The sequence below is a fragment of the Stenotrophomonas sp. STEN035 genome (assembly GCF_056759935.1).
The window spans coordinates 47,041-66,575 of sequence record NZ_JBRRDY010000029.1 but is presented as its reverse complement, the minus strand read 5'-3'; the positions used below and the strand labels follow the sequence as shown (position 1 = coordinate 66,575).

Sequence of the window (19,535 nt, the reverse complement as noted above, 5' to 3'; positions counted from 1 at the left end):
GTGCCGAGTCACGCTCGGCAGCGGCATTACCGGTAAAGCCCCATGCCGAGCATGGCTCGGCACTACAGCGCCCTCCCTTTTGCACAGCAAAGGGGGGGAGGGCTACGCTTTTTGCCGGTTGATGCAATCCCGGCTTCGCGGCTGACGCCGCTCCTACAAACATGATGGCGGGTAGAGCCCCATGCCGAGCATGGCTCGGCACTACAGGTAACCCACGTCTCGTGATCTGCATCCCCGCAGTCCGCCCGCGCTCCTGCATAATCAGCACGATGATCGTCCTGCGTTTTGACAATGTCAGCAAACACTATGCCGGTGGCCATCAGGCGCTGCTGGATGTCAGCTTCGAGGTGGCGGCCGGCGAGATGCTGTTCGTCACCGGGCACTCCGGTGCCGGCAAGAGCACCTTGCTCAAGCTGATCCATCTCAGCGAGCGGCCCAGCCGTGGCGCGGTCATCTTCGGCGAACGCAATCTGCTCAAGGTACGCGGCGGCAAGGTTGCTCTGCATCGTCGCGAAGTGGGTGCGGTCTATCAGGACCATCGCCTGCTGGTCGATCGCAGCATTGGTGAGAATGTCGCCCTGCCGCTGATCCTGCGCGGCGACCGCCGTGCCGATACCGGCAAGCGGGTGCGTTCGGTGCTGGAACGGATGGGTCTGGGCCATCGCGAGAAGGCACTGCCCAGTGAACTGTCGGCCGGTGAACAGCAGCGCGTCGGCATTGCCCGTGCAATTGTTGCCGAGCCCAAACTGCTGGTAGCCGACGAACCCACCGGCAACCTTGATCCGACCCTGGCGGCGGAAATCATGACCTTGTTCGCCGAGCTGCCTGCGCGCGGTACCAGCGTGCTGGTGGTCAGCCATGACCTTGCCTTGCTCAAACAGATGCGCAAGCGCGTGTTGATCCTCGACCACGGCCGTCTGGTCGATGACATCTCGCCGCAGGACCTGGCCGAATGACTACCAGCAACAACGCCGAGCAGGCCAAGACGAGCAGTAATACAAACGCCGGCACGGCAGCACCGTCGCGGCTGGCCACCTGGATCAACCACCATCTGCACAGCGTGGTTTTCAGCCTTGGCCGCGCGCTGCGCCGGCCGTGGGCTACCGCGTTGACGGTAGCGGTGATGGCGCTGGCGCTGGCGCTGCCGTTGGGGCTGTCGATCGGTTTGGACAATCTCAAGCATTTCTCCGGCAGCGTGCAGCAGTCGCGCGATATCAATCTGTTCCTGAAAACCGACGTCGATGGCGCCGCTGCGCAGGAACTGGCCAAGACCCTGCGCGCCCGTGCCGATGTGGCGCAGGTGCAGTTGCGCACGCCAGACGAAGGCCTGGCCGAGCTGCGTCAGAACGCAGGTCTGGGCGAAGCCATCGATGCGCTGGGCGAGAACCCGCTGCCCACGTTGCTGATCGTGACCCCGGCCGACGGCGTCGACGCCGCCCTGGCCAAATCGCTGGAAACCCTGCCGCAGGCCGATCTGGTCCAGCACGATGCGCTATGGCGGCAGCGCCTGGATGGCTGGCTGAGCTTCGGTGCGCGTTTGGTGCAGGTGTTGTCCGCACTGCTGGGCCTGGGCGCTGCGTTGGTGGTAGGTAATACCGTGCGCCTGGATATCCAGGCACGGCGCGAGGAAATCGGCGTGCTGCAGTTGCTGGGTGCCAGCGACGGCTTCATCCGTCGCCCGTTCGTCTATATGGGCGCGTGGTACGGGCTCGCTGCCGGTGCGCTGGCGCTGGGCCTGATCGGCGTATGCGGGCTGGCCCTGCGCGCGCCACTGGCCAATCTGTCGCAAAGCTACGGCAGCCCCTTCATGTTGCATGGTCTGGATCTGCTGCATTCGGGCATGGTGCTGGTAGGCACCACGATTCTGGGTTGGTTGGGGGCATGGCTGGTTACCGGTCACTTCCTCAGGCAGACTCGCCCGACTGAAACCTGAGGCCCGCATGTCCACGCACGAGCTCAAGCATCTGATCAGCGACGCGCCGCGGGTAATGGTGGTCGATGGTTCCAAACTGGTACGGCGCCTGATCAGCGATGTGCTCAAGCGCGAACTGCCGGATGTCGAGGTGGTGGGCTGCGCCAGCATTGCCGAGGCGCGCGAAGCGCTGGCTGCTGGCCCGGTGCATCTGGTCACCACCTCGCTGGCCTTGCCCGATGGCGATGGCCTGGCGCTGGCACGTGGCGTGCGTGAAACCGCGGGGCAGGCCTATGTGCCGGTGATCGTGGTCTCCGGCGACGCCCAGCAGCATCTGGAACAGCGCCGCTTCACCGAATACGTCACCGATTATTTCGACAAGGCGCTGGGCCATGAAGCCCTGGCGACCTTCATCCGCGGCTATGTGCAGCCCGAGCCGGTGGCCAATGCCACCGTGCTGTATGTCGAAGACAGCCGCGTGGTGGCCGAGGCTACCAAGCGCATGCTTGAACGGCATGACCTGCATGTGGTGCACGTGCTGACCGCCGAGGATGCGTTCTCGCTGCTCACCGCCGAGTCGCTGGGCCGTACTACGCGGCAAGTGGATCTGGTGCTGACCGACGTCACCCTCAAGGGCGAACTCAGCGGCCGCGATGTGGTCGAGCGCATCCGCGTCGACTTCGCCTATGGCAAGCGGCGCCTGCCGGTGCTGGTGATGACCGGTGACAGCAACCCGCACAACCAGTCGGCGCTGCTGCAGTCCGGCGCCAATGACCTGGTGCAGAAACCCATTGAAGAACGTCTGCTGGTGACCAAGGTGCTGTTCCAGCTGCGGCTGGCACGCATGGCACAGCCGGCGGTGGTGCTGTGAGCGAAGACGGCGCACAGATCCAGCTTGAGCCCAGTTGGAAGGCACGCATCGGCGATTGGCTGCTGCGCCCGGAGATGCGCGAGCTGTCGGCCTTCCTGCGCAAGCGCAAGGCGTCGGGCGCCCATGTGTTCCCGCCCGGGCCGGAAATCTTTGCTGCTTTCAACGCTACTCCGTTCGAGCAGGTAAAGGTGGTGGTGCTGGGCCAGGACCCGTACCACGGCTACGGACAGGCGCATGGTTTGAGTTTCTCGGTGATGCCGGGCGTGCCGGTACCGCCGTCGCTGCTCAACATCTACAAAGAGCTTGAAGCCGACCTGGCCATCCCACGCCCGGACCACGGCTGCTTGCTGCCATGGGCGCAGCAGGGCGTGCTGTTGCTCAACGCGGTGCTGACGGTGGAAGAGGGCAAGGCTGGCGCGCATCAGGGCCGCGGTTGGGAGGGTTTCACCGACCATGTGGTCGACGTGCTCAACCGCGAGCGCGAAGGCCTGGTGTTCCTGCTGTGGGGCGCCTATGCCCAGAAGAAGGGCAAGGTCATCGATACCCGCCGCCACCGCGTGTTCAAGGCACCGCATCCCTCGCCGTTGTCGGCCCACCGTGGCTTCCTCGGCTGCCGGCACTTCTCGCAGGCCAATGACTATCTGGCCCGCAACGGCCAGGCCCGGATCGACTGGCGGCTGCCGGCCTTGGCCGATCTGGCGCCGTCTGATGGCTGAACTGCCTTGATTCCTGTCATATCGCAGTGACCTTGGCTTTGCTACCTTGGCGGGGTTGGGAATGCCGTCGTTGCTGTCGCCTATTCAGGTTTGACCTCGAGTTTGCGAACAAAAACAGAACGCTGGAACTTTTTCTGTACTGAGCAGTCCAATAGTTCGACTGCTAAGATGAGGTCCTATGAACCTGAACACCTCTACTGCCCTTGTGGCAAACAATCTCCCGATCCCCAGTGCGCTCGGTTCGCTGGACGCCTACATCGGTGCCGTGCACCAGATCCCGGTGCTGTCGGTCGATGAGGAGCAGGAACTGTCGCGTCGCTTCCGTGACGAGCAGGATCTGAACGCCGCGCGTGAGCTGGTGCATTCGCACCTGCGCTTCGTCGTGCACGTGGCCCGCGGTTACAACGGCTACGGCCTGCAGCTGGGCGACCTGATCCAGGAAGGCAACATCGGCCTGATGAAGGCGGTCAAGCGCTTCGATCCGGACATGGGCGTGCGCCTGGTGTCCTTCGCGGTGCATTGGATCCGTGCCGAGATGCACGAATTCATCCTCAAGAACTGGCGCATCGTCAAGGTCGCCACGACCAAGGCGCAGCGCAAGCTGTTCTTCAATCTGCGCAAGTCCAAGACCCGCCTGGGCTGGATGAACGCCGCCGAGGTCAGCGCCGTCGCCAAGGATCTGAACGTCTCCGAGCGTGAAGTGATGGAGATGGAATCGCGCCTGTCCGGTCGCGACATCGGCTTCGATGCGCCGTCGGATGAAGACGACGACCATGCGCCGCCGTCGCCGGCTGCGTACCTGGTCGCGCGCGATGAAGATCCGTCGCAGGCCTATGAGCGTGAGGACAGCGAAGACAACCAGCTGAGCCTGCTGCGCGAAGGTCTGGCCAAGCTCGACCAGCGTTCGCGCGACATCATCGCCCGCCGTTGGCTGGAGGCCGACAGCAAGGTGACGCTGCAGGAACTGGCAGATGAGTACGGCGTGTCTGCCGAGCGCATCCGCCAGATCGAAGCCAACGCGCTGAAGAAGATGAAGGCACTGTTCGCCGCCTGAGCAAGGCAGCAGCAGTAACACGAAGGCCCGGGGAAACCCGGGCCTTTGTTTTGTAGTGCCGAGCCATGCTCGGCAAGAGGCCTTATCGGTGGCGGTTGGTCCGTGCATGAAGCCTCTGCCGAGCATGGCTCGGCACTACAGGACGATTTTCATCACCGGTAGGAAAGCTTTCCCGTGTAAATTCGGCATTCTTCTTGCAGCCGGACCCGATGATGAAAGGACAGTGCCTGTGTGGTGCGATTGAAGTGATCGCCAATGAGCATTCCGAAATCGGTCTATGCCATTGCAGCATGTGCCGGCGCTGGTCCGGTGGCCCGCTGTTCGCGGTGCATTGTGATGATCAGGTGCAGGTCATCGGCAGCGCGTTGAAGACTTATCGTTCGTCCGACTGGGCTGAACGCGGCTTCTGCTCACAGTGCGGCACGCACCTGTATTACCGGTTGGTGCCGGACGGCGAATACTTCGTGCCGGCGGGCTTGTTCCAGGAACAAGCGTTCGAACTGGCCAGCCAGATATTCATCGACGAAAAGCCGTCGTACTACGAACTAGCCAACGAGACGCCGAAACTCACCGGGCGCGAAGTATTCGAGCAGTTCGCCAACGGCAACAGCTGATTGCTGCTGGCGCGGTTGCGATCAGCCCGCAGGTTCCTTGCCATCGTCCTCATCGGCATCGCCGAGGATGATGCGCGCGCTGCGCTGGTAGCTCCAATATGCCACCGCCCAGTTCAGCAGCACCACCAAGCGGTTGCGGAAGCCGATCAGGAAGAACACGTGCGCGGCCAGCCAGAACCACCAGGCCAGCAAACCGGACAGCTGCAGCTTGCCGACATGCACGATGGCGGCCATGCGACCGATGGTGGCCAGGTTGCCTTGGTCGTTGTAGCGGAATGGTGCAGGCGCTGGCTTGCCATCAAGACGCGCGCGGATCACCTGCGCCACGTACTTGCCCATCTGCTTGGCGGCCGGCGCCACGCCCGGCACCGGTCGGCCGTTGGCCTGCATCAAAGCGACCAGATCGCCACCGGCGAAGATCTCCGGGTGGCCGGGAATCGTGAGGTCCGGTTCCACCTGTACGCGACCGGCGCGGTCCAGCGGCACGTCCAGGGTGCGCGCCAGCGGTGAGGCGGCGACGCCGGCGGCCCACACCACGGTACGCGCAGGCACATGGCTGTCACCGAGCTGGAAGCCCTGTCCGTCGATATGGCTGACGGCGGTGCCGGTGAGCACTTCCACGCCCAGCTTCTCCAACTGCCGGCGCGCCTTCAGCGACAGCACCTCCGGGAAGGTCGAGAGCACCCGCGGTCCGGCTTCAACCAGCCGCACCTTGGCGTCGGCCGGATTGATGTGGCGGAACTCGTTCTTCAGCGTATGGCGGGCGATCTCGGCCAAGGTGCCGGCCAGTTCCACGCCGGTAGGGCCGCCGCCGACGACGGCGAAGCTCAGCCATGCCGCACGCTTGTCCGGATCGGATTCGGCCTCGGCGCGCTCGAAGGCCAGCAGCAGCTTGCGACGCAGGTACAGTGCATCGTCCAGGGTCTTCAGGCCGGGCGCATCGGCTGCCCATTCGTCGTGGCCGAAGTAGGCATGGGTGGCGCCGCTGGCGACCAGCAGCAGGTCGTAGCCGATCTGGCTGCCATCGCCGAGTTGCACCTTCCTGGCGTGCTTGTCGATGGACACCACTTCGCCCAGCCGTACCTCGATGTTGCGCTGCTTGCCGAGGATGTGTCGCAGCGGCGCGGCGATATCCGGCGACGACAGGCCGGCGGTGGCGACCTGATAGAGCAGGGGCTGGAACAGATGATGGTTGCGGCGATCGACCAGGGTGATGCGCAATGGCGCATCGGCCAGTGCTCGGCTGGCCCAGAGCCCGGCGAAACCTCCGCCGATGACGACAAGGTGCGGGTGTTGCGGCATGACGTACTCCGGTGTGGCCGGTGCACCGGCCGTGGGGGCGGGTTGTCAGCGCACATCATCGCATTGATGTGCTTTGAAACAGCGATGACCGATACTGGTACTCAGCTTGCCGCCATGGAGTACCCCGTGACTGAGCCTGAGAAGCGTATCGCGCTGTTGATCGATGCCGACAACGCACCGTCATCGAAGATCGACGAGATCCTTGTGGAAGTGGCCGCCTTCGGCGTGGCCAACGTACGCCGTGCCTATGGCGACTGGAAGAACCCTCGGCTGAAGGGTTGGGAAAGCGTGCTGCATGAGTTCGCGATCCGGCCGATCCAGCAGTTCGCCTATTCCAAGGGCAAGAACGCCTCGGACATGGCGATGGTGGTGGACGCGATGGATCTGTTGTACGCGCGCAACTTGGATGGCTTCGCGATTGTCTCCAGCGACGCCGACTTCACCCCGCTGGTGATGCGCATCCTCACCGACGGCGTGAAGGTATATGGCTTCGGCGAACAGAAGACGCCCTTGGCCTTCGTCAACGCCTGCTCGAAGTTCACTTATCTGGAAGCGCTGGGCAACGATGCGCCCGAAGTCGTCGAGCAGGTGGTCGCCAGCAGTACGCCGACCGCGACGACTGCAACAGAAACCACCGAGCCGCCGGCAGCGCCGATCAAGCCGCGCAGCAGCAATGAACTGCGCGGGGATACACGCCTGCTCAATCTATTGCGCGGCGCAGTGGATGCAGTGGCCGATGAGCAGGGCTGGGCCTTGCTCAGTGCCGTCGGCAACCAGATTGCCAACCGCGCCTCGTTTGACTCGCGCAACTACGGCTATCGCAAGTTGAGCGAGTTGATCGACGCCACTGGCCTGTTCGAGGTCAAGCGCGCCGGCAAGGCATCGGCGGTACGCGCGCTGCCACGCAGGGGCGCGCGCGATGAATCCTGATTTGCAAGGAGTGGGTGAATGTTGAAGATCTGGGGCCGGCGCAATTCCAGCAATGTGCGCAAGGTGCTGTGGTGCGCCGAGGAGATCGGTCTGCCGTATGAGTCGATCGAGGTAGGTGGTGCGTTCGGCGGCACGCAGACGGCCGAGTACCGCGCGATGAACCCCAACGGGCTGGTGCCGGTGATCGAGGATCACGGCCTGCCGGTGTGGGAGTCCAACACGATCGTGCGCTATCTGTCGGCACGTTATGCGCTGGACGTGCTGTATCCATCCGACCCGGTTGAGCGGGCGCACAGCGAACAATGGATGGATTGGACCACGTCGAGTTTCGCGGTGGCCTTCCGTGACCTGTTCTGGGGTGTTGTGCGGACTGCACCAGCGGATCGTGATGAGGCGCGTATTGCGGCGGCGTTGTTGCGCTGTGGTGAGTTGTTGGCGCTGGTCGATGCGGCGTTGGAAAAGCAGCCGTGGTTGTCCGGCGAGCGTTTTGCGATGGGCGATATTCCGCTGGGTTCCTTCATCTACGCCTGGTTTGAAATGCCGATCCAGCGCCCGGAGCTGCCGCACCTGGCAGCGTGGTATGCACGGCTGCAGCAGCGACCTGCGTACCGAAAGGGAGTGATGACGGCGTTGACTTGAGTTGATGTTGGTAATGCGGGGATGTGGCTTCCATCCGCGCCTGGCGCACAAAGAAAAAGCCGCGCTGCAACCAGCGCGGCTTTTTCACTACCTCCGTGCAGACAGCACGGTTAAACCGGCCTTAGAACTTCCAGGTCAGGCCCATGTACAACTGGCGGCCTGCATAGCTGTTGGACAGCAGACGGGCCTTGGTGTCGCTGCCCAGGTGCACACGCTGCTCGGACTTGGTGGCATTGAGTACCGAAGCACTCAGGGTCAGGTCCTCGCGGATGTTGAAGGCCGCGTTGAGGTCCAGCTGGTCATACGGCTCGGTATAGATGGTGAAGCCGTTGTTCAGGCCACCAACCACTTCGCCGCGACGGTTGTACGAGGCACGCGCCAGGAAATAGCGGTTCTCGTAGAACACGGTGAAGTTGCCCTGGTTCTTTGCGCTGCCTACCAGCGGCGAGGCACCGATCTTCTCACCGTCGATTTCAACCGAAGCCAGGTTGGTGTCGTTGTAGGTGTAGTTGGCCTGGAAGCCCAGACCGAAGTCGAAGGTGTACTGGCCGTACACTTCCACACCCTGTGACACGCCGTCCTGGCCGTTGGCTTCGGTGGAATAGTCCTGCACCGTTACCGACTGCCCGGCAACGTTCATCTGCAGGTCGCGCACCACCGGTACGGTGAAGTTCTTCACGTCCTTGCGGAACAGGCCAACACCTGCAACTGCACCGGGTTGGAAGTACCACTCCAGGCTCAGGTCGTACTGGGTTGCCTTGAACGGCTCCAGGTCCTTGTTGCTGCCAGAACCGTACCAGCCCGGGTTCACTGCGCCACCGGCCACAACGCGGTCGGCGCTGTATTCGGCGGAGTAGTAGCTCAAGCCGCCCGGGTAGGCGATGCTGGTGTAGCTGGGACGCGAGATGACCTTGGAAGCTGCACCGCGCAGTACCAGGTTGTTGGTGATGTCCCAGGCGATATTGAAGCTTGGCAGGATGTCGGTATAGGTCTTGTCCAGCGAGGCAAGCTCATAGCTCTTCTCGCGGGCCATGCTGTCGGGCAGGCGCACGAATCCGCTCTCACAGCCGTAACCCGTGTTCGAGCCCAGCAACGCGGCGGCGGCAGGATCGGTACAGGCCATCGGTGAGCCGCTGGCGTTGTCAGCGAAGTAGTCGTTGAAGCGTTCGACCGAATCGCTGGATTCGGCGTGCTGCTTGGTGCGGGCTACACGGATGCCGACGTTGCCGCGAACACGTTCTGTACGGAAGTTGGCCTGGAAATAGCCGGAGTAGACCTTCTCGCCCACGTTGTAGACGAAGTCGTCCTCACGACGGTTCTGCGCCGGACCGTAGGTCTTGTTGAGATAGTCGATGTAGGCAGGATAGTTGATGCCCGGGAATACGTTCGCGTTGAAGCCGCCGGCGATGTTGCCGATCGGCTGCGACAGGAAGAAGCCGGGTTGTGCGATGCCGGCGGTGGAATCACAGCCAGCCTGGTAGCGCTTGCTGTAGTCGCTCGGGTCCGCACCTTGGCACACCCAGTAGGTATTGCCGGTATTGCGGTGCACCTTGCTGTCGCTGTATTTGGTGCCGAACTGGATGGAATCCAGCCAGCCGGCTTCGAACAGCTTGTTGAAGTCAGCCTGGAAGTGATTCTGCTTGATGCTGGTCTGGGTCCATGACGAATCGGTGGAGCCGGTGTCGACCTCGGCGATGCCGTTCATCAGCTGCTGCTGCAAGTCCGGCGAGAACGTTGCCGACGGCGTACCGGTGATGTCCCACGCGCTGTACTGGTTGCCGGCCTGCCATTGGTTGCCTACTTTGCGGCGCGGCTTTGCCGACATGCGGAAGCTCATCGATGGGCCGCCTTCGGACCAGGTGCGGCCGCCGGCAAACGATGCCTTCCACAGCGGGCTGATGTCCCAGTCCACGCTCAGGTCTGCGGTCTGCGACAGCGCCTTTTCGCGGCTGTAGGTGCCGGTCAGCTGCGGGGTTGGAATGGTGCAGTCATCCGGGCCCCAGCCACCGCCGGGCAGGCCGGCAGCCTTGGCTTCGTCCTCGCTGCAGATATAGGTCTTGCCGGCCAGCTTTTCGTACTCGGCGCCGGTGACGATGGTGCCACTGGGGTCGAAGCTGAAGTCGTTGAGCAGGCGGCCCGGTTCCCAGTTGCCATCACCGGCCACACGCGCCAGGTTCCATTCCGGAATCTTCAGCATGTTCTGGGTGTAATTGCCTTCCAGCTCGAAGCGGAAGTAGTTCGCGGTCATGGTGACGTTGTCGACCGGCTTGAACTGGAAGGTCAGCTGGTTGCCGGTGCGCTCGCGCTTCTCATCCTTGACCGCGAAGTTGACCGAGGTCGGCATGAAGAAGCCGGAGTAGTGGCCGCCGGTCTGGTTGTAGATGCCGGAACGGCCCCAGAACTGCGAAGCCTCAGGCAGGCGATTGCCGTGCACATCGACGGCTGGATCGCGGGTGGTGCCGCGTTCGTCCCAAACGTACTTGTGGCTGATGTTGCCGTTGGCGTCGAGGCGGTCGCTATACCACTGCCAATCCTCGGTGCTGGCGGTCATGGTGCGGCTACGACGGTTCTGCTTGGTTGCACCGATCAGCAGGCCGAAGCGCTCGTCCTCGCTGTGCCAGGAGTACATCGCCGACGCCTGCGGGTCGATGCCGCTGGTGGTGTCCGACGAGGTGCCTTCGATGCTGGCAAAGCCGGAGTTGGCTTCCATGTCCAGCGGGCGACGCGTGCGCAGGATCACCGTACCGCCGATGCCACCTTCTTCCAGGCGTGCTTCCGGGGTTTTGTACAGTTCTGCGGCCGACAACATGTTGGACGGCAGCAGGGTGTAGTTGAACGAGCGCGAGGCTTCGTTGTTGGTTTCCGAGCTGGCGACGTAGTTGCCGTTCAACTGGGTCAGGGTGAGCCCCGAGGCCAAGCCGCGCACGCTGACGTTCTTACCTTCGCCACCGTCGCGGGTGATGATCACGCCAGGCACGCGCTGCAGCGCGTCGGCCACGTTCTTGTCGGGGAACTTGCCGACGTCTTCTGCGGTGATCACCTCGACCACGGCATTGGCGTCGCGCTTCTGCTCAAGGCTTTTTTCGATGGCGTAGCGGTAACCGGTGACGTTGACGCTGTCGAGCGTGGTGGCATCGGTGCTGGTACTCGCCTGTTGCGCGAACGCGGCGCCGGGAACGGCGGCCACGGTGAACAAGGCGAAGGCAATGGCAGCGGACAAGGTGTCGCGGCCGTGCTTGCGTGTGATCTGTTTCATTTCTCTCCCTCTCCTGGATTGAATCGCTAACTGTCACGTTGATTTGGACTTGTATCGATCTAAAAACGGGTGAAACCGGGGCCTTGTTGCGTTCGCTCAATGACTTGTCTGGCGCTCGAGCAGGGTTCCGTTGCCGGCGATCGTGGGGGTGTCGATTTGGATCGATCTAAACGATTGGCGCGCATTTTTTAGCACAGCCAAAGGTTTGACGCATGCTGCTTCGCAATATGGCCTTGCTCCCTCCCTTTGGCCGGAGGCCAAGGGGAGGGTTGGGGAGGGGTTGGCTGTTGGGGCTTTACCGGGAAGGCCTCTGCCGAGCATGGCTCGGCACTACGCTTGGCTCTCTCCCTTTGGCCGCAGGCCAAGGGGAGGGCTGGGGAGGGGTTGGCTGTTGAGGCTTTGCCGGGAAGGCCTTTGCCGAGCATGGCTCGGCATTACGCCTGGCTCCCTCCCTTTGGCCGCAGGCCAAGGGGAGGGCTGGGGAGGGGGTGGCTTTTGGGGCGTTACCGGGAAGGCTTCTGCCGAGCATGGCTCGGCACTACAGGGGGGATTTTTGTCGCGATGTTGCGCCGCAGAATGCGTTGGGCGAAATCCTCATGCTTTACTTGGATCGATCTAAATTTTCGGCAAAGTGCTTCCGGGGATGCAGGCGGGGCCGCGCAGGGCGAGGTCCAGCTAGTTGCAAGCCACTGAAAACACTGCCGTGCAGCGCTTTCCACGGCCCAATGTTTATTGCTTTTGCCCCGCCAGCCGCCGTCGTGACGGCTTTCGGGGCAGCTGCGGGGGCCAACCCGTTTTGCTGATGCCTGGCATCTCTCCCCCATCCCGTTCCCGGATGGGCTGGACATCAGCGGCCCGGCTTGTCCGGGCCAACTTCTGCCGAAGCTACATCGTTGCCGTACCGACCGACCCAAGGATCCAATGCATGAGCCGATCGCCATCCACCGCCCATTCCCGCCGCCGCCCGTTGGCAACGGCTGCCTGCCTGCTGGCGCTGAGTTTCGCGCCCTTGCTGCAGGCTGCGCCGTCGGTCGCGCTGGAGCGCGAGGTCAATACCTTCATCGGCAGCAAGGATGACGGCAATACCTTCCCGGGCGCGTCGGCACCGTTTGGCCTGATCCAGGTCAGCCCGATCGGCAGTCACTACTCCGGCTGGCGCTATGACGACGAAAAGATCCGCGGCTTTGGTCATTCCTTCATCTCCGGCGCCGGTTGCTGGGAGCAGGGCGGTCAGCTCTCGGTATTGCCGGTGACCGGCAGCATCGGTCCCGGTGGTGACTTCGACACCAAGGACCCCAAGCGCTTCGACCACAAGAACTACGCCTCGGCGTACAGCCACGATGGCGAAGTCGGCCAGGCCGGCTACTACAAGGTCCGGCTGACCGATTACCGCGGCATCGACGTGGAAACCACTGCGTTGACCCGCGCCGCCGCCGAGCGCTACACCTTCAGCGCTGGCGTCAGTGAAGGCCAGGTGCTGGTCAATGTTGCCCAGGCCAACGAGCGCCATTCGGTGATCGGCAGCGTGATCGATGTGGTTGGCGATCGTGCGGTGGAAGGCAAGTTGGTCACCAAGAGTTTCTGCGGCGGCCACCAGTACACCACCTGGTTCCGCATCGAGTTCGATCGTCCATTCAAGGCGCACGGCACCTGGGGCGAAGCAGGCGGCCTGCCCGGCGCGCGCCACAGCATGGAAGGCGAGGCCAAGCCCAATGGTGCATGGCTGAGCTTTGACCTGGCCGATGGCCGCAGTGTTACCGCCACCAGCGCGATCTCGCATGTCGATGCCGAAGGTGCGCGCAACAACCTGCGCAGCGATGGCATGCAGGGCGGCAAGCTGCTGGGCTTCGATCGCATGCGCGCGCTGTCGCAGGCGCAGTGGCGCGAACAGCTGGGCAGCGTCAAGGTCGAAGGCGCGAACGCCGACGATCGCACAGTGCTGTACACCGCGCTGTACCACGCGCTGCTGCAGCCGATGACCGGCAGTGATGCTGATGGTCGCTATCGTGGCTACGACGATGTCATCCATCGCGCCGATGGCTGGACCTACTACGAGTATTTCTCGCTGTGGGATACCTACCGCACGCAGAACCAGTGGCTGGCCTTGACCCGCCCGGAAGTCGCGCGCGATATCGGCCGTAGCCTGCTCGCCATCAACGAACAGGGTGGCTGGTTGCCTCGCTGGGGCTATGCCAACTTTGAAACCAATGTAATGACCGGCGACCCGGTAACGCCGTTCATGGTCGACCTGTGGCGCTTTGGTGCGCTCAAGGGTCGCGAGGCCGAAGCGTGGGGCGCGTTGCGCCGCAATGCCTTCGAGATGCCGCCGATCAATTCGCGTATGGCTGGCCGTTCCGGCAATGCCAGCTATCTCGCCAATGGTTATGTGGCCTATGACCGTGCCTTCCCGTCCAAGGGCATGGACGTTGATCCGCACCACGGCGGCTCGGCAACGCTGGAATACGCATTGGCCGATTGCGCCTTGGCGCAGATGGCCGATGGCCTGGGTCACGCCGCCGACGCAACGACGCTGCGCGCACGTGGTGGCAACTGGCACAAAGTGTGGGATGCGGATGTGCGCGATGCCGAAACCGGCTTCACCGGTTTCCCGCGTCCGCGCGACGAGAACGGCAAGTGGTATACGCCGGCCGATGGCCACTACAGCCCGCGTTCGCAGCACGGCTTCCATGAGGGCACCGGTTGGCAGTACCAGTGGTTGGTGCAGCAGGACGTGCCCGGCATGTTGCAGGCCATGCATGGCCGCGAACAGGCCGGCAAGCGTCTGGATGCGTTCTTCGCCTATGACGCGCTGCTGCAGTCACCGCTGACCGCCGCACGCAAGGAATGGGTGGTTGGCCCGTACAGCTACTACAACCAGTACCGCTACAACCCGAACAACGAGCCTGACCTGCATTCGCCGTGGATGTATACGTTGATCGGCCAGCCGTGGAAGACCGCCACCGTGGTTCGCGCCGCGCAGCAGCTGTTCACCAATGCGCCGAACGGCGTTACCGGCAATGACGATCTGGGCACGATGTCGGCCTGGTACCTGTTCAGCGCGCTGGGCCTGTATCCCGCGGTGCCGGGCAGTGGCCAGTTCCTGCTGCATGCACCGCGCTACAGCAAGGCCGAGATCACCTTGGGCAATGGCCGCACGCTGCGCCTGCAGGCACCGGGCGCCGATCCGCGCAGCCTGCAGTACATCCAGAGCGTGCAGGTTGATGGCAAGCCGCAGCCGGCGGTGTGGCTGGATTGGCAGCGCCTGCAGCAGGGCGGCGATGTGCGCTTCACCCTCGGTGCGCAGGCACCGGAGCAGGGCTGGGGCACCGCACAGGCAGACCTGCCGGTGTCGTACTGCGCCACCCCGGGCAGCGCCCAGCCGTGAGCTCGGGCAGCGCCAAGGCTGGAAAGAAGGGAACGGGCAGCGCAAGCGCTGGCCGTGATCCTTTAGGCTTGGCGCATCCCGGAACCGCAGCGGAAATGATGAAAGAGACTTCTACCGGCGCCAAGGGCGCACGCAAGGCCGGCCAACGCGCGGTCACCGTCACCGACATCGCACAGGCGGTGGGCGTGTCGCGGGCGACCGTATCGCTGGTGTTGCGTGGCAGCCCCTTGGTCAATGTCGACACCCGCGCCAAGGTCGAAGCCGAACTGCGCAAGCAGCGCTATGTGTATAACCGCACTGCTGCAAACCTGCGTCGTCGTACCTCATCGTCGATCGCGCTGGTGATCAATGATCTGTCCAACCCGTTCTTCGCCGAGTTTGCTTCCGGCGTGGACGAGGCATTGGGTGGCAAGGGCTTCGTGACCCTGCTTGGCAGCACCGGCGAATCGCCGCAGCGTCAGCAGGCGGTGTTGAGCACCTTGATGGAACACACGCCGACTGGCTTCATCCTGTCGCCGGCCGAAGGCAGTGATGCCGAAGAACTGCGGCATGTCTTGGGTGCACATGCCAACGTGCTGTTGTTCAACCGCGAGCTGGCCGGCGCCGATTGGGATTTCCTCACCCTGGACAACCAGCACGGCGCGTACATGGCGACCCGTCACCTGATCGAACGCGGTCATCGTGATATCGCCTTCTTCGGCGGACATGGGGCATCCAGTTCCTGCGCGCAGCGCCGTTTGGGTTACCAGCAGGCATTGAGTGAAGCAGGCTTGCCTTTCCATGCGGACTGGTTGATCGAGTCCGCACCCAACCGTCTGGAAGCGGCTGCACGTACCGGCGAATTGTTCGAATGCGCACAGCGGCCCAGCGCGGCGGTCTGCTACAACGACACGGTTGCATTGGGCCTGATGCTGGGCCTGACCTCACGTGGCATCCGCCCGGGCGGTGACTTCGCCGTCACCGGCTTCGACGATATCTCCGAGGCTGCGGTCGCGGTGCCGCCGTTGACCACGCTGACTGCGGATCCGCGCGAACGTGGCCGGCAGGCTGCAGCCTTGTTGTTGCAGCGCCTGGACAATCCCGACGCAGCACCGATGCGCACTGTTGCACCGGTGCAGCTGCGGATCCGCGAGAGCAGTGCAGCAAGGCCAAGTTGATTCCGCAACCCCATCTCCCGATTACCGTATCCAGGCAGCCCACATGCACATACCAACATCGCCGTCATCTACATCAAGCCAGTCGGCGCCCGTGGTCAATACGCGTGTGGCCATGGCGGTGGCGACGACCATCTTCTTCATGTGGGGCTTCCTGACCTGCCTCAACGACATCCTGATTCCGCATCTGAAGTCGGTGTTCGAGCTGAACTACACCCAGGCAATGCTGGTGCAGTTCACTTTCTTCGGGGCCTACTTCCTGATGTCGCTGCCCGCAGGTCGACTGGTGGCGCGGCTTGGCTACAAGCAGGGCATCGTCGCCGGCCTGGTGATTGCCGGCATCGGTGCACTTGGCTTCTGGCCGGCGGCTGAGCTGCGTATCTATGGCGCCTTCCTGGCGGCCCTGTTCGTGCTGGCAACCGGCATCACCGTGCTACAGGTGGCGGCCAATCCCTATGTCGCGCTGCTTGGCCCGGAGCGGACCAGTTCCAGTCGTTTGACGTTGGCACAGGCATTGAACTCGCTGGGTACCGCGATCGCGCCGATCTTCGGCGGCATGCTGATCCTGGGCAACACGGTGAAGAGCGCAGATGAGCTGACTGCGCTGCCGTTGGCTGATCAGCTCGCCTACCGCGCGCAGGAAGCGCAGTCGGTGCAGGGGCCGTATCTCGGCCTGGCTGTGGCCTTGTTCCTGCTGGCGCTGTTCGTTTTCCTGTTCCGTTTGCCGTCGCTGAGCGAGAACAGCGAGCAGGCCGACAGCGCACGCCATAGCTATGGTGACGCATTGCGCCACAAGCACCTGCTGTTCGGCGTGCTGGGCATCTTCTTCTATGTGGGTGCCGAGGTTTCGATCGGCAGCTTCCTGGTCAACTACCTGTCGCTGCCCAACATCGGCGGCTTCAGTGAGCAGCAGGCCACGCACTATGTGTCGCTGTACTGGACAATGGCGATGATCGGCCGCTTTGCCGGTTCGCTGCTGCTGGTGCGCTTCTCGCCGCGCAAGCTGCTCGCCCTGTTTGCAATGATCAATGTCGGTTTGCTGGCCCTGACCATGGGCACGGAAGGCCAGGTGGCCTTGTACTCGATCGTGGCGATTGGCCTGTTCAACTCGATCATGTTCCCGACCATCTTCGCGCTCGGCATCGAGCGCCTGGGGCCGTTGACCAACAAGGCGTCCAGCCTCCTGATCATGGCCATTGTCGGCGGCGCGGTGGTGCCGTTCCTGCAGGGCATGCTGGCCGACCGCGTCGGCGTGCACCATTCATTCGTACTGCCGTTGCTGTGCTACGGCTACATCATTTTCTACGGGCTGGTCGGTTCGCGCACCAGCACCGGCGTTACCCAACAGGACTAAGGCCAGATGGGCAAGATTGTTTGTTTCGGCGAGATTTTGATCGATCTATTAGCGCAACCACCGGCCTCGGCCGACACCCCGCGCGCGTTCCTGCAGTACGCAGGCGGTGCCCCCGCCAACGTCGCAGTGGCGGCCGCGCGACTGGGGGCCAGCAGCCATTTCGCCGGCATGCTGGGCCGCGACATGTTCGGTGACTTCCTGCTGGAGAGCCTGCAGCAAGCCGGGGTCGAGACCGACTGCATCGTGCGTACCGACGCAGCCAAGACCGCGCTGGCCTTCGTCGCGCTGGACGCGCATGGCGAGCGCAGCTTCAGCTTCTACCGGCCGCCGGCGGCCGACCTGCTGTTCCGCGCCGAGCACTACCTGTCCGCCTGCTTCGACGGCACTGCCTGCTTCCACGTCTGCTCCAACAGCCTGACCGAAGCGGATATCGCCGCAGCCACGTTTGCAGGCATGGAGCGCGCACGCGCCGCTGGCGCCGTGGTCAGCCTCGATCTGAACCTGCGCCCGGCGCTGTGGCCGGCGGGTGTCGATCCCTCGCCGCGCCTGTGGCAGGCCTTGGAACGCGCTGACCTGATCAAGCTCTCGCGCGAGGAGCTGGACTACTTGGCCGCGCCACTGGGCGCCGACGGTGATGCGCAGGTACTGCGCCGTTTGTTGGCTGCGCAGGCACGCTGGGTGATCGTCACCGACGGTGCCGGCACGCTGCGCTGGTATACCCGCCATGGCGAAGGCGAGGTACCGAGCTTCCGTGTGCAGGCGGTGGATACCACCGCTGCGGGCGATGCCTTTGTCGGCGGCGTGCTGGTCGGGCTGGTTGAGCGCGGTGGCGCAGGCGCCGGTTTTGCCGCGTTCTGCCAGACCCCGAATGCAATCAATGGCACGCTGCGCTTCGCGGCCGCGGTAGGTGCCCTGGCGGTAACCCGCAAGGGCGCGTTTGCCGCGATGCCCGCCTTGAGTGAAGTACAGCAGCTGCTGCAGCAACAACAGGAAACCACCGCATGACCACCACGCCCGATTTCCGCTCCCCGGCCTTCCTGCGCGCGCACATCGCCGACACGATGGCCTTCTACCATCCGCATTGCATCGATGCCGATGGCGGTTTCTTCCACTACTACCGTGACGACGGCAGCATCTACGATCGCAGCCATCGCCACCTGGTCAGCAGCACCCGCTTCGTCTTCAACTACGCGATGGCCTACCGGGAGTACGGCAACGCCGAGTATCTGGAGGCGGTGGAGCACGGCGTGCGCTACCTGCGTGATGTGCACCGCAATCCGGCCACTGGCGGCTACGCCTGGACCCTGCGCGATGGCAAGGTCGAGGACGACATGAACCACTGCTACGGCGTGGCCTTCGTGCTGCTGGCCTACAGCTGTGCGTTGAAGGCTGGCATCGAGCAGGGCCGCGAGTGGATGGACGAGACCTGGCAGTTGCTGGAACGCCACTTCTGGGAGCCGCAGCACGGCCTGTACCGCGACGAAGCCGACGCCAACTGGAACTTCACCGGTTATCGCGGCCAGAACGCCAACATGCATATGTGCGAGGCGATGCTGGCGGCGTTTGAGGCCAGCGGCGAACAGCGCTATCTGCAGCGCGCTCTGCAGCTGGCCGACAGCATGACCCGCCGGCAGGCGGCCAAGGCTGGCGGTCTGGTCTGGGAGCACTACGACATCGATTGGAACATCGATTGGAACTACAACCTGGACAACCCCAAGCACCTGTTCCGTCCGTGGGGATTCCAGCCCGGTCACCAGACCGAATGGGCCAAGCTGCTGATGATCCTCGACCGCCACGTCGATGCCGATTGGCTGGTGCCTACCGCACGGCACCTGTTCGATACCTCGATGACACGTTCGTGGGATGAATCGCGCGGCGGCCTGTATTACGGCTTCGCACCGGAAGTGCGCCGTCAGCCCAACATGGACGGCGTGGCGATTGGTGGTGACAGTTTCGTCTGCGACGACGACAAGTATTTCTGGGTGCAGGCCGAGTCGCTGGCGGCCGCCGCGTTGCTGGCCAAGCGCACCGGCGATGCAGGCTACTGGGAGTGGTACGACCGGCTGTGGGCGTACTCGTGGCAGTACTTCGTCGATCATCGCTACGGCGCGTGGTTCCGCATCCTCGATGCCGACAACCGCAAGTACGACGACGAGAAGAGCCCGGCCGGCAAGACCGATTACCACACCATGGGCGCCTGCCACGAAGTGTTGAATGTGGTGCGCGAAGGCTGAGCAACAGCACTTGCATTGTTTAAGTCGTCATCCCCGCGAAGGCGGGGATCGCTCTGGCTCTCCGCTTCAGTAGTGAACTCTGAGCAAGCGTAGTTTCATGTTTTGTCGAAGACG

At 63.4% G+C, this 19,535-nt stretch carries 15 protein-coding genes; 13 read left to right on the top strand and 2 right to left on the bottom strand.

What is annotated here, in order from left to right; genetic code table 11:
• Positions 1 to 269: 269 nt before the first annotated feature.
• From ftsE to ACVOLL_RS15360, 6 genes are all read left to right on the top strand, one after another.
• Entirely contained in the window at positions 270 to 956 is a 687-nt protein-coding gene (gene ftsE, locus ACVOLL_RS15385; RefSeq protein ID WP_481513678.1) for a cell division ATP-binding protein FtsE, read from the top strand.
• Positions 953 to 1,933 carry a permease-like cell division protein FtsX gene (gene ftsX / locus ACVOLL_RS15380; protein WP_481513677.1) on the top strand — a complete coding sequence of 327 codons (981 nt, stop codon included), beginning with the start codon at positions 953 to 955 and terminating at the stop codon, positions 1,931 to 1,933. Before ftsE ends, ftsX begins: the two co-directional genes overlap by 4 nt.
• A 7-nt stretch (positions 1,934 to 1,940) precedes the next feature.
• Entirely contained in the window at positions 1,941 to 2,783 is an 843-nt protein-coding gene (locus ACVOLL_RS15375) for a response regulator (protein WP_282272954.1), read from the top strand.
• Entirely contained in the window at positions 2,780 to 3,499 is a 720-nt protein-coding gene (gene ung / locus ACVOLL_RS15370; protein ID WP_481513676.1) for a uracil-DNA glycosylase, read from the top strand. The genes ACVOLL_RS15375 and ung overlap by 4 nt, the downstream gene beginning before the upstream one ends.
• Before the next feature lie 178 nt (positions 3,500 to 3,677).
• Positions 3,678 to 4,553 (top strand): RNA polymerase sigma factor RpoH, encoded by an 876-nt coding sequence (gene rpoH, locus ACVOLL_RS15365; protein WP_282272958.1) that lies wholly within the window; start codon positions 3,678 to 3,680, stop codon positions 4,551 to 4,553.
• A gap of 212 nt (positions 4,554 to 4,765) precedes the next feature.
• Positions 4,766 to 5,167, top strand: coding sequence for a GFA family protein (locus ACVOLL_RS15360; RefSeq protein WP_481513675.1), 402 nt, complete (start codon positions 4,766 to 4,768; stop codon positions 5,165 to 5,167).
• A gap of 21 nt (positions 5,168 to 5,188) precedes the next feature.
• Here the strand turns inward: ACVOLL_RS15360 and ACVOLL_RS15355 are convergent, their stop codons facing one another.
• A complete protein-coding gene (locus ACVOLL_RS15355; RefSeq protein ID WP_481513674.1) occupies positions 5,189 to 6,469 on the bottom strand; it encodes an NAD(P)/FAD-dependent oxidoreductase in 1,281 nt (426 codons plus the stop codon).
• Between the two features lie 114 nt (positions 6,470 to 6,583).
• On the opposite strand from ACVOLL_RS15355, the gene ACVOLL_RS15350 reads away from it, so the two are divergent.
• The gene (locus ACVOLL_RS15350) at positions 6,584 to 7,399 is read left to right on the top strand and encodes an NYN domain-containing protein (protein WP_481513679.1); all 816 of its coding nucleotides are present in this window, start codon (positions 6,584 to 6,586) and stop codon (positions 7,397 to 7,399) included.
• A gap of 18 nt (positions 7,400 to 7,417) precedes the next feature.
• Positions 7,418 to 8,038, top strand: a complete 621-nt coding sequence (locus tag ACVOLL_RS15345) for a glutathione S-transferase family protein (RefSeq protein ID WP_481513673.1) — start codon at positions 7,418 to 7,420, stop codon at positions 8,036 to 8,038.
• A gap of 121 nt (positions 8,039 to 8,159) precedes the next feature.
• Here ACVOLL_RS15345 and ACVOLL_RS15340 read toward each other — a convergent pair whose 3' ends face one another.
• On the bottom strand, positions 8,160 to 11,294 hold the full coding sequence (locus ACVOLL_RS15340) for a TonB-dependent receptor (RefSeq protein WP_481513672.1): 3,135 nt from the start codon (positions 11,292 to 11,294) through the stop codon (positions 8,160 to 8,162).
• Between the two features lie 925 nt (positions 11,295 to 12,219).
• On the opposite strand from ACVOLL_RS15340, the gene ACVOLL_RS15335 reads away from it, so the two are divergent.
• The 5 genes from ACVOLL_RS15335 (at position 12,220) to ACVOLL_RS15315 (ending at position 19,421) form a co-directional block, all read left to right on the top strand.
• The gene (locus ACVOLL_RS15335; protein WP_481513671.1) at positions 12,220 to 14,679 is read left to right on the top strand and encodes a GH92 family glycosyl hydrolase; all 2,460 of its coding nucleotides are present in this window, start codon (positions 12,220 to 12,222) and stop codon (positions 14,677 to 14,679) included.
• Between the two features lie 98 nt (positions 14,680 to 14,777).
• Positions 14,778 to 15,836, top strand: a complete 1,059-nt coding sequence (locus ACVOLL_RS15330; RefSeq protein WP_481513670.1) for a LacI family DNA-binding transcriptional regulator — start codon at positions 14,778 to 14,780, stop codon at positions 15,834 to 15,836.
• A 43-nt stretch (positions 15,837 to 15,879) separates the two neighbouring features.
• On the top strand, positions 15,880 to 17,187 hold the full coding sequence (gene fucP / locus ACVOLL_RS15325; RefSeq protein WP_481513669.1) for an L-fucose:H+ symporter permease: 1,308 nt from the start codon (positions 15,880 to 15,882) through the stop codon (positions 17,185 to 17,187).
• Positions 17,188 to 17,193: 6 nt separating this feature from the next.
• Positions 17,194 to 18,192: a carbohydrate kinase family protein gene (locus ACVOLL_RS15320; protein WP_481513668.1), complete on the top strand. Its 999-nt coding sequence runs from the start codon at positions 17,194 to 17,196 to the stop codon at positions 18,190 to 18,192.
• Positions 18,189 to 19,421, top strand: a complete 1,233-nt coding sequence (locus ACVOLL_RS15315) for an AGE family epimerase/isomerase (protein WP_481513667.1) — start codon at positions 18,189 to 18,191, stop codon at positions 19,419 to 19,421. Before ACVOLL_RS15320 ends, ACVOLL_RS15315 begins: the two co-directional genes overlap by 4 nt.
• The last annotated feature ends 114 nt before the right edge of the window (positions 19,422 to 19,535 follow it).